Here is a 10627-nt window from a genome sequence, read left to right as displayed (position 1 = left end):
GGTCCGGGGCGATTGCGGCGGGCGGAGCGGCGGGGCCTGCCGGCGCCCGTGGCGGCGGGCCTGCCGGCGCTGTGGCGGGGCGGCGACCTGCTGGGCGTGCCGGCGCTGGGCCTCGGCGTCGCGGCGAAGGCGGAATTCTCTCCCGCCGGAGGGCCGATCTGAGGCTATAAATGTCGTCCGTGTAAGATCAGGCGTACGGCGTGGTTTCGGAATTGCGTCGGGCGCCCTATCTTACGCAGGCGCCGGGCCGGCATGTGCAGGCTGGCCGGCACACGGATGGGAACCGCACGGTGAACAATTTCGGCCGCAATCTGGCGCTTTGGGTGATTGTGGCGCTGCTTCTGGTGGCGCTGTTCAATCTGTTTCAGCCTTCGTCCTCGAACCGCCAGACGGGCCAGCAGGTCGCCTACAGCGACTTCCTGAATGAGGTGAATGGCGGGCGCGTCCGCGATGTCACCATCCAGGGCCGCACCCTGACGGGGCAGCTCGCGGATGGCCGCAACTTCTCCACCTACACGCCCGAGGATCCGAGCCTGGTCAGCCGGCTGACCGACAAGGGCGTGCGGGTCGTGGCGCGGCCGGAGGAGAGCGACGTCAACCCGCTCTTCCACTACCTGCTCTCCTGGTTCCCGATGCTGCTGCTGATCGGCGTCTGGATCTTCTTCATGCGCCAGATGCAGGGCGGCGGCGGCCGGGCCATGGGCTTCGGCAAGTCCCGCGCCCGGCTGCTGACCGAGAAGCAGGGCCGCGTCACCTTCGAGGACGTGGCCGGCATCGACGAGGCCAAGGGCGAGCTGGAGGAGATCGTGGACTTCCTGCGCGACCCGCAGAAGTTCCAGCGCCTCGGCGGCAAGATCCCCAAGGGCGTGCTGCTGGTCGGCCCCCCGGGTACCGGCAAGACGCTGCTGGCCCGCGCCATCGCCGGCGAGGCCAATGTGCCGTTCTTCACCATCTCGGGCTCCGACTTCGTCGAGATGTTCGTGGGCGTCGGCGCCAGCCGTGTGCGCGACATGTTCGAGCAGGGCAAGAAGAACGCGCCCTGCATCATCTTCATCGACGAGATCGACGCGGTGGGCCGCCATCGCGGCGCCGGCCTCGGCGGCGGCAATGACGAGCGCGAGCAGACGCTGAACCAGATGCTCGTCGAGATGGACGGCTTCGAGGCGAATGAGGGCGTCATCCTCATCGCCGCCACCAACCGCCCCGACGTGCTCGACCCCGCCCTGCTGCGCCCCGGCCGCTTCGACCGCCAGGTGGTGGTGCCGAACCCGGACGTGCAGGGCCGCGAGAAGATCCTGCGCGTGCACATGCGCAAGGTGCCGCTGGCCTCCGACGTCGATCCGAAGACCATCGCGCGCGGCACGCCGGGCTTCTCGGGCGCCGATCTCGCCAATCTGGTGAACGAGGCGGCCCTGCTGGCCGCCCGCGGCGGCCGCCGCACCGTCGGCATGCACGAGTTCGAGATGGCCAAGGACAAGGTGCTGATGGGCGCCGAGCGCCGAAGCCTGGTGATGTCGGACGACGAGAAGAAGATGACCGCCTATCACGAGGCCGGTCATGCCCTCGTCGCCCTGCATGAGCCGGAATGCGATCCGGTGCACAAGGCCACCATCATCCCGCGCGGGCGGGCGCTCGGCCTCGTCATGTCCCTGCCGGCCGGCGACCGCTACAGCAAGCACAAGAGCAAGCTGAAGGCGGAGCTCGCCATGGCCATGGGCGGCCGTGTCGCCGAGGAGCTGATCTTCGGCTCCGACAAGGTGTCCAACGGCGCCTCAGGCGACATCAAGATGGCCACCGACCAGGCCCGCCGCATGGTCACCGAATGGGGCATGAGCGAGAAGCTCGGCATGATCGCCTATGGGTCGAACGACCAGGAGGTCTTCCTCGGCCATTCCGTGACCCAGTCGAAGAACGTCTCGGAGGCCACGGCGCGCGAGATCGACGCCGAGATCCGCAGCATCATCGACGACAGCTACGCCCGCGCCAAGCACACGCTGCAGACCCATATCGAGGAGCTGCACGCCCTGGCCAAGGGGCTGCTGGAGCACGAGACCCTCTCGGGCGATGAGATCCGGCTGGTGATCCGCGGCGAGCCGGTGGTGCGCAACCGCCCCGACGAGCCCACCCCGGCCGGGCGGGGCAGCGTGCCGAGTTCCGGCCGGCCGCGCCCCGGCGGCGGTCCCGGCCTGAGCCCGGCGCCGCAGCCGGGCACCTGAGCCGCCCGTCGCCTCCACGACCGGCCTGCGTTAAGAAGGACCCCCTCTGGGGTCCTTTTTTCATTCGGGGAGATGGCCGGGATGGCCGAGCGCTGGATCGAGCCGCTGGGCCTGTTGCAGGGCGCCGCCGCGCTCCAGGCGTTGCGGGATGGTCATGCCCTGCCGCTGGCGGGCGGCCCGGCGGCCTTCGCCCTGGTCCGCCTGATCGAGGACCGGCGGGACCTCGGCATCCATTCCGCCCGCGGCCTGCCGCCGGGCTGGGAGGCGCTGCTGCCGCCCCTGATTCGCCGCCCCCAGGCCTTCGCCGGCCTTCCGGACGACCGGCCCCTCGTCATGGGCATCCTGAACGCCACGCCGGACAGCTTCTCCAATGGCGGCCAGCATCTGGACCCCGCCGCCGCCATCGCCGCCGGCCATGCCATGCTGGAGGCCGGGGCCGATATCCTCGACATCGGCGGCGAGAGCACCCGCCCCGGCGCGCCGCCGGTGACGCCGGAGGAGGAGATCGCCCGCATCCGCCCGATCCTGCGCGAGCTGGCCAAGGCGGCGGTGGTCAGCGTCGACACCCGCCACGCCGCCACCATGCGCATGGCGCTGGAGGAGGGGGCCGAGATCGTCAACGACATCACCGCCCTGCGGCAGGACGCGGCCTCGGTGCGGCTGGTGCAGGAGGCGCGGGCGCCGGTGGTGCTGATGCACATGCCCGTGCTCGACCCCCGCCGCATGCAGGAGGCCACCGGCTATGCCGATGTGGTGCTGGAGGTGGCGCGCTTCCTGCGCCAGCGTGTCGAGACGGCCGAGGCGCTGGGCATTCCGCGCGGGCGCATCGCCATCGATCCGGGGCTGGGCTTCGGCAAGACGGCGGCGCAGAACCTGGCCCTGATGGAGCGCCTGCCGCTGCTCGCCGGCATCGGCTGCCGGATCCTCGTCGGCGCGTCGCGCAAGCGCTTCGTCGGCAGCGTGACCGGCGTCGCCACGCCGGCCGGCCGGCAGGCGGGGAGCCTGGCGGTCGCGCTGGCCGCCGCCGCGGCCGGGGCCACGATCCTGCGCGTGCACGATGTGGCGGAGACGGCGCAGGCCTTGCGCATGTGGCGGGCCTGCGCCGAGGGACGCTCGGCCGCGCTGGACTGAGAGGGCTGCCTGGGGGGTGCCTGAAGGGCTGGCGGCAGCGCATCGCGCCGCTTGGTCGCCTGCCGGCCTGCCTGTATGACAGGCCGGGAGCGAGCGGCGACAGGGCGCCCGCGGACGGGGAGGGAGCCCAGGCATGACGGAGACCCAGCGCCGCCTTTTCGGCACGGACGGCATTCGCGGCGTGGCCAATCGCGCGCCGATGGATGCGGGGACGGCGCTGCGCCTGGGTCAGGCGGCCGGCCGCTTCTTCAATCGCGGGGCGCACCGGCACCGGGTGGTCGTCGGCAAGGACACCCGGCTCTCCGGCTATATGCTGGAGCCGGCGCTCACCGCCGGCTTCGTGGGCGCCGGCATGGATGTGGTGCTGGTCGGGCCGCTGCCGACGCCGGCCATCGCCATGCTCGCCCGCAGCCTGCGCGCCGATCTCGGCGTCATGATCTCGGCCAGCCACAACCCCTTCGAGGACAATGGCATCAAGCTTTTCGGGCCGGACGGGCTGAAGCTGTCGGACCGCGAGGAGGCCGAGATCGAGGCGCTGATGGCCGGCGATCTCAGCGCCCAGCTGGTCTCCCCGTCGCGTCTCGGCCGCGCCAGCCGGCTGGAGGACGCGCCCGGTCGCTATATCGAGGCCGTGAAGGCCAGCTTCCCGAAGGGCCACAGCCTGGCCGGGATGCGCATCGTCGTCGATTGCGCGCATGGCGCGGCCTACAAGGTCGCGCCGACCGTGCTGTGGGAGCTCGGCGCCGAGGTGGTGCCGCTCGGCGTGGCGCCGGATGGCTTCAACATCAACCGCGACTGCGGCTCGACGGCGCCGGGCCGCATGGCCGAGCTGGTGCGTGAGCGCCGCGCGGATCTCGGCATCGCCCTGGATGGCGATGCCGACCGGCTGGTGCTGGCCGATGAGCAGGGGCAGGTGATCGACGGCGACCAGATCCTGGCGGTGATCGCGCGCTCCTGGACGGCGCAGGGCCGGCTGCGCGGCGACGCGGTGGTGGCCACGGTCATGTCGAACCTGGGGCTGGAGCGTTACCTGGCCGGCCTCGGCCTGCGGCTCGACCGCACCCGCGTGGGGGATCGCTATGTCTCGGAGCGGATGCGCGAGACCGGCTGCAACCTGGGCGGCGAGCAGTCCGGCCACATGATCATGTCGGATTTCGGCACCACCGGGGACGGGCTGGTGGCGGCGCTGCAGGTGCTGGCCGTGCTGGCGGAGGAGAAGCGGCCGGCGAGCGAGGTCTGCCGCCGCTTCACGCCCCTGCCGCAGCGCCTGGTGAACGTCCGCTTCGCCGGGCCGACCCCGCTCGCCGATCCCGCCGTGGCCGAGGCCATCGCGGCGGCCGAGGCCCGCCTCGGCGCACGGGGCCGGGTGCTGATCCGCGCCAGCGGCACGGAGCCGATGATCCGCGTCATGGCCGAGGCGGAGGAGGAGGCGCTGGTCGAGGAGACGGTGGAGGGGCTGGCGGCGCTGATCCGCGCCCGGGCCGCCGCCGGCCCGCGCAAGGCCGCGCGCGCGGAAGCCGTGGCGGGGGGGGCCTGATGCGCGGCCGCGTCCTGATCATCGCCGGCTCCGATTCCGGTGGTGGTGCCGGCATCCAGGCCGATATCAAGGCCTGCACCGCGCTCGGCGCCTATGCCGCCACGGCGATCACGGCGCTGACGGCGCAGGACACGCTGGGCGTGCATGGCGTGCATCCGGTCCCGCCGGACTTCATCCGCCAGCAGATCCGCCTGACGCTGGAGGACATCGGCGCCGACGCCCTCAAGACCGGGATGCTGGCCGACAGCCCGACCATCGAGGCCGTCTGCGACGCGCTGGCGGCGCATCCCGCCCGCATCCCGCTGGTGGCCGATCCGGTGATGGTGGCCAAGGGGGGCCACGCCCTGCTGGCGCCGGAGGCGGTGGCGACGCTGAAGCGGCGCCTGCTGCCCCTCGCCAGCGTCGTCACGCCGAACCTGCCCGAGGCGGAGATCATGGGCGGGCGGCCCATCGCCGGCATCGAGGACATGCCGGCGGCGGCGCGGCGCATCCTGGAGCTTGGCGTGCCGGCCGTGCTGCTGAAGGGTGGCCACCTGCCAGGCGAGCGGCTGGTCGATATCCTGGCCACATCCGAGGGCATCGAGCGCTTCGAGAGCGCGCGCATCGACAGCCGCAACACCCACGGCACCGGCTGCACCCTGGCCTCGGCCCTGGCCGCCGGCCTCGCCCAGGGCCTCTCCCTGCGTGACGCGGTGGTCCGCGCCCGCGCCTATGTCCGCGCCGCGCTGCTGGCGGCTCCGGGCTTCGGCCGCGGGCATGGGCCGCTCGATCACGCCGTGACGCTCGATCCGGCGCGGCTCGCAACCCTGGCATGAGCGGGCGGGGGTGCCGTGGCCCCCGCCTTCCCGGGCAAGCTCGGGCGTGACGCAGCCGTGCAGAGAGCCGCCATGACCCCGCCGCCGACCGACGCCCTGCCCAGCCGGGTACCCTTCTTCCAGGTCGATGCCTTCACCAGTCATGCCTTCCGGGGCAATCCGGCGGCCGTGATCCCGCTGCGAGCCTGGCTGCCGGAGGCGCTGATGCAATCCATGGCGGCCGAGCACAACCTCAGCGAGACCGCCTTCCTGGTGCCCGACGGCCCCGGCCGGTGGCACCTGCGCTGGTTCACGCCGCGCATGGAGGTGCCGCTCTGCGGCCATGCCACCCTGGCGACCGCCTGCGTGCTGGCGCGGGAGTTCGGCGAGGCCGGCACGCTCCGGTTCCGTACCGCCTCGGGCGAGCTGCGCGTGGACCAGGCGGAGGAACGCTTCATCCTCGACTTCCCGGCCAATCCGCCGCGCCGCGCCCATGGCGGTCCGCCCGGCCTCGCCGCCGCGCTGGGCGCCGTGCCGCGCGAGGTCTGGAAGGCGCGGGACTGGATCTGCGTCTTCGACAGCGCCGAGACGGTGCGCGCGCTGCAGCCCGACCACCGGCGCATCGCCAGCCTGCCCGACAGCGCGGCGGGCGGCCAGGCGGCGCGCGTCGTCGTCACCGCGCCGGGAGATGACGGCCGGCACGACGTGGTCTCCCGCTACTTCGCCGCCCGCGTGGGCATCGACGAGGACCCGGTGACCGGCGCCGCGCATGTCCAGCTCGTGCCCTACTGGGCGGACCGTCTGGGGCGCGAGAGCATGGTCTGCCATCAGGCCAGCGCGCGCGGCGGCACGCTCTGGTGCGAGCGGCGCGGCGACCGCGTGCGGATGGGCGGCGACGCCGTGCTCTATGCCCGCGGCGAGGTGCTGCTGCCCGCCGCTTGATCCCGGGCCACGGGCGGCGCAAACCGCCCCCCCCCATCCGCGATCCGAGGACCCCACCGCCATGGCACAGGACAACCCGGCCAATCCGCGCCCCGCGCGGCGCCCGGCCAACCCGGCCTTCTCCTCCGGCCCCTGCGCCAAGCGGCCCGGCTGGTCGCTGGCCGCGCTCGAGAGCGCGCTGCTCGGCCGCAGCCACCGCGCCGCGGAGCCCCGGGCGCGCCTGGCCGAGGTGATCGCCCGCTCCAGGGCGGTGCTGGGCATGCCGGAGGACTGGCGGCTCGGCATCGTCCCGGCCTCCGACACCGGTGCGGTGGAGATGGCGCTCTGGTCGATGCTCGGCCCGCGCGGGGTGGATGTGCTGGCCTGGGAGAGCTTCTCCGGCGAATGGGCCAACGACATCACCCGCCAGCTCCGCCTCGAGGACGTGCGGCTACGGCAGGCGCCCTATGGAAGCCTGCCCGACCTGTCCGATGTCTCGCCGGAGCGCGACCTGGTCTTCGTCTGGAACGGCACCACCAGCGGCGTGCGGCTGCCGGATGCCGGCTGGATCGCGCCGGACCGCCGGGGCCTCGCCATCTGCGACGCCACCTCGGCCGCCTTCGCCATGGACCTGCCCTGGGACCGGCTCGATGTCGTCACCTGGTCCTGGCAGAAGGCGCTGGGCGGCGAGGCGGCGCATGGCATGCTGGCGCTCTCGCCGCGCGCCGTGGCCCGGCTGGAAGGCCACACGCCCGCCTGGCCGCTGCCGAAGATCTTCCGCCTGACGCGGGGGGGCAGGCTGATCGAGGGAATCTTCCAGGGCGACACCATCAACACGCCCTCCATGCTCTGCGTCGAGGATGCGCTGGACGGGCTGCGCTGGGCGGAATCGATCGGCGGGCTGCCGGCCCTCATCGCCCGGTCCGAAGCCAATCTGGCGGCGGTGACGGCCTGGGTGGAGAGCCAGCCGGAGGGCTCGCGGCGCATGGCCTTCCTGGCCGAGCGGCCGGAGACGCGCTCCTGCACCTCGATCTGCCTGCGCATCGTCGCGCCCTGGTTCACGGCCCTGACCGCCGATGGCCAGGCCGCCGCCAGCCGGGTTCTGGCCACGACGCTGGAGCGGGAAGGGGTGGCGCTGGATGCCGCGCCCTATCGCGACGCGCCGCCCGGTCTGCGGCTCTGGGGTGGCGCGACGGTGGAGACCGAGGATCTCCGCGCCCTGTTCCCCTGGATCGACTGGGCGCTGGCCGAGGTGGAGGCGCAGTTCGGCGCCTGAGGCAGCCATCGCCGAGGCCTGGAGGGCTGGCTCAGCCGCCCGCCGAGGCCGAGAGGGCCAGGATGTCCTGCCGCCCCGCCGTGGGCATCCGCGTGGCCTCGCGATAGGCCTCGATCGGCAGCGGTCGGCCGAACAGGTAGCCCTGGAACTCGTCGCCGCCCTCCGCGGCGAGCAGAGCGCGCTGGGCTTCCGTCTCGACGCCCTCGGCGATCACCGGCATGCCAAGCTCCTGGCCAAGCCGTATCACGGCGCGGATGATCGCCAGGCTCTGCCGGTTCTCCAGATCCTGGATGAAGCCCCGGTCGAGCTTGATGCGGGAATAGGGAAAGGCGCGCAGGGCGCTCAGCGAGGAGTAGCCGATGCCGAAATCGTCCATGGCGACATGCACGCCGCAGCGGCGCAGCCGCTCCAGATTGGCCAGGACCTGCGTATCGCCGGAGATCAGCATCGTCTCCGTCACCTCGATCTCCAGCCGCGACGGCACCAGGCCCGTCTGTTCCAGCAGCAGCAGGACGGAGGGGGCGAATTCGGCCTTGCGCAGCTCGGCGACGGAGACGTTGACCGCGATCCGCAGCGGCCGCTCCCAGCCCGCCGCCTCGCGGCAGGCCGTCTCGCGCACCCAGGCGCCCAGGCTGCGGATGAAGCCGCTGGCCTCCGCCATGGGGATGAAGACATCGGGCGGGATCGGGCCGCGGACGGGATGGCGCCAGCGCACCAGCGCCTCGAAGCCGATCACGGCGCCGCTCGCGGCCTCGACCTGCGGCTGGTAGGCGAGGCTGATCTCGCCGCGCTGCAGGGCCATCGTCAGGTCGACCTGCAGGGCCTTCTGGTCGTGCCGCTCCCGGTCCATCTCGGTGGTGTAGATGGCGTGGCGGTTGCGGCCGAGGCGCTTGGCCTCGTAGAGCGCCACATCGGCCTTGGCCAGGAGATGGAGGCCGCTCAGGCCGGGCGTGGGGAAAAGGACGGCGCCGATCGAGGCGCCGATACGGAGGCGAAGATCCTCCCGGAGCTGGAAGGGCTCGGCCATCCGCCGGAGCAGCCGGTTCGCCAGTTCCTCGACCATGCCGGGCGAGACCTCGCCCTCGACCACGAGCACGAACTCGTCGCCCCCGGGCCGCGCCAGGACATCGCCCTGGCGGATCTCGTCCAGGCAGCGCTTGGCGACGGCGCGGAGCAGGAGGTCGCCCGCGGTATGGCCATGCTCGTCGTTGACGTCCTTGAAATGGTCCAGGTCCATGCAGAACACGGCGAGGCCGCTCTGGCCCGAGCGGGCGCGGAGGACGGCGCGGGCCAGGCGCGTCTGCAGGCTGTGCCGGTTGTGCAGACCGGTCAGGGAATCCTGGTGGGCCAGGCTGTACATCCTGGCCTCGGCCGCGATCCGCTCCCGCATGTCCCGCAGCGCCACGGCGAAGCCGCTCTGCTGCCGGGCCAGTTCGATGCGGCGGGCGCGCAGCTCGACCGGCACCGGCCCCTCCGGGCCGCGCAGGCCGACCAGCACGGGGCTCCGCTGCCCTTCCTTCAGCACCTCCTCCATGCGGGGCTGGGGCAGGGACAGCAGCTCGGCCAGGGACGTTCCCGTGGGATCGGCGCCCAGCAGGGCGGCGAGGTTGTGGTTGCCGTGGCGGATGACGAGCCTGTCGTCGCAGATCGCCAGCCCGTCGAAGGCGGCCTCGGCGAGGCCGTGCAGGCGCAGCGCGGCATGTTCCAGGGCAAGCCGGCTGCGCAGCCAGATGATGCCGGGAACCGAGAGCAGCAGCATCGCCATGAAGCCGGCGGCGAGGCGGATCTCGCCCTGCCGCAGGGCCCAGTCCGCGGGGGTGGGAATCCCGAGCGGCACGAATTCGGTGGCGGTCATGCTGCCCATGTGCAGGCTGATGATGCCGAGGACCAGAAAGCCGGCGGTCCAGATCCGGCCGCGCCAGAGGCCTTCCGGCGGGGTGAAGGCGAGCGCGCTGAAGCCCGCGCCGGCCAGGACCGCCACGGCCGCGCCGGTGGTGTCGATGGCCACCACGCCGGGAAAGATCACGGCCTGGATACCGTAGAAGTGCATGACGCCGACGGACAGGCCGAAGATCACGCCCGACAGCGGTCGCCAGATCCGCCGCGGCGCCAGAAACTGGGCGTTCAGGGCGATCCCGGTGCCGAGGATGATGATGGCGCCGGAGACGGCGGTGGCCAGCGGTGCATAGGAGAACACGTTCCGCGTGTCATAGGCGAGCATGGCGACGAAATGGGTCGCCCAGACGCCCGACCCCAGTGGAAGCGCGATCAGGGTGATGAGGAGGCGCTCGATCCGGCTTTGCGGCGTCTCGACGACGCCGACCTTCAAACTGGCGGCGAGGCTGGTCAGCAGGCAGATGGCGACAGCGACCCCCAGGGTGCCGGCATCATGCTCGCGCAGGCATGTCCAGGCGTCGTACAAGCAAGCCTCCTTATCGATGCCACCTCAAGACGCTCTCCCCTGTCCGGAACCATCCCTCCGTGCAGGAGCCTACTGGGCCGGCATGGAGGGATGACGGAGAAAAACAGGGAAATCATTGCGGGATGGGCAGGCAGTACAACCCCATGTTGTAGTGTCAGACTACACAGCAAGGGCTTTCGGCATCGATAAGATCGTGGCGGAGGCGGCGCTGGAGGGCTCATGCCCGCGCCGGGTCGTGGCCGGCCATGCCGATATGCCGAGGCCGTGTCTCCCTCCGGCGATACCCGCCGCGGCGATCGGGCGCTATAGCTCCGCCCCGTCACCGCGGAG

At 72.3% G+C, this 10627-nt stretch carries 7 protein-coding genes; 6 read left to right on the top strand and 1 reads right to left on the bottom strand.

What is annotated here, in order from left to right; all coding sequences use genetic code 11:
* Nucleotides 1-290 precede the first annotated feature (290 nt).
* From ftsH to ACVMLK_RS10230, 6 genes are all read left to right on the top strand, one after another.
* Nucleotides 291-2216: an ATP-dependent zinc metalloprotease FtsH gene (gene ftsH, locus ACVMLK_RS10255; protein WP_198367341.1), complete on the top strand. Its 1926-nt coding sequence runs from the start codon at nucleotides 291-293 to the stop codon at nucleotides 2214-2216.
* An 81-nt stretch (nucleotides 2217-2297) separates the two neighbouring features.
* Nucleotides 2298-3347 (top strand): dihydropteroate synthase, encoded by a 1050-nt coding sequence (folP, locus tag ACVMLK_RS10250; protein ID WP_457486339.1) that lies wholly within the window; start codon nucleotides 2298-2300, stop codon nucleotides 3345-3347.
* A 133-nt stretch (nucleotides 3348-3480) separates the two neighbouring features.
* Nucleotides 3481-4884 (top strand): phosphoglucosamine mutase, encoded by a 1404-nt coding sequence (gene glmM, locus ACVMLK_RS10245; RefSeq protein WP_457486338.1) that lies wholly within the window; start codon nucleotides 3481-3483, stop codon nucleotides 4882-4884.
* Nucleotides 4884-5699, top strand: a complete 816-nt coding sequence (thiD, locus tag ACVMLK_RS10240; protein ID WP_457486337.1) for a bifunctional hydroxymethylpyrimidine kinase/phosphomethylpyrimidine kinase — start codon at nucleotides 4884-4886, stop codon at nucleotides 5697-5699. The genes glmM and thiD overlap by 1 nt, the downstream gene beginning before the upstream one ends.
* A gap of 72 nt (nucleotides 5700-5771) precedes the next feature.
* Complete coding sequence (locus tag ACVMLK_RS10235; RefSeq protein WP_198367337.1) at nucleotides 5772-6620, top strand: PhzF family phenazine biosynthesis protein; 849 nt, start codon at nucleotides 5772-5774, stop codon at nucleotides 6618-6620.
* Nucleotides 6621-6681: 61 nt separating this feature from the next.
* Nucleotides 6682-7875 (top strand): phosphoserine transaminase, encoded by a 1194-nt coding sequence (locus ACVMLK_RS10230; protein ID WP_457486336.1) that lies wholly within the window; start codon nucleotides 6682-6684, stop codon nucleotides 7873-7875.
* Nucleotides 7876-7906: 31 nt separating this feature from the next.
* Here the strand turns inward: ACVMLK_RS10230 and ACVMLK_RS10225 are convergent, their stop codons facing one another.
* Nucleotides 7907-10297: an EAL domain-containing protein gene (locus ACVMLK_RS10225; protein ID WP_457486335.1), complete on the bottom strand. Its 2391-nt coding sequence runs from the start codon at nucleotides 10295-10297 to the stop codon at nucleotides 7907-7909.
* Nucleotides 10298-10627: the final 330 nt, after the last annotated feature.

It is taken from the genome of Teichococcus aerofrigidensis (genome assembly GCF_054073225.1).
This window is presented reverse-complemented; position numbering and strand designations above follow the sequence as displayed.

What these genes read in the sequence shown, in the direction of transcription:
- glmM (WP_457486338.1), top strand. Translation starts at nt 3,481, where the DNA reads ATGACGGAGACCCAGCGCCGCCTTTTCGGCACGGACGGCATTCGCGGC.
- ACVMLK_RS10235 (WP_198367337.1), top strand. Translation starts at nt 5,772, where the DNA reads ATGACCCCGCCGCCGACCGACGCCCTGCCCAGCCGGGTACCCTTCTTC.
- ACVMLK_RS10230 (WP_457486336.1), top strand. Translation starts at nt 6,682, where the DNA reads ATGGCACAGGACAACCCGGCCAATCCGCGCCCCGCGCGGCGCCCGGCC.
- thiD (WP_457486337.1), top strand. Translation starts at nt 4,884, where the DNA reads ATGCGCGGCCGCGTCCTGATCATCGCCGGCTCCGATTCCGGTGGTGGT.
- folP (WP_457486339.1), top strand. Translation starts at nt 2,298, where the DNA reads ATGGCCGAGCGCTGGATCGAGCCGCTGGGCCTGTTGCAGGGCGCCGCC.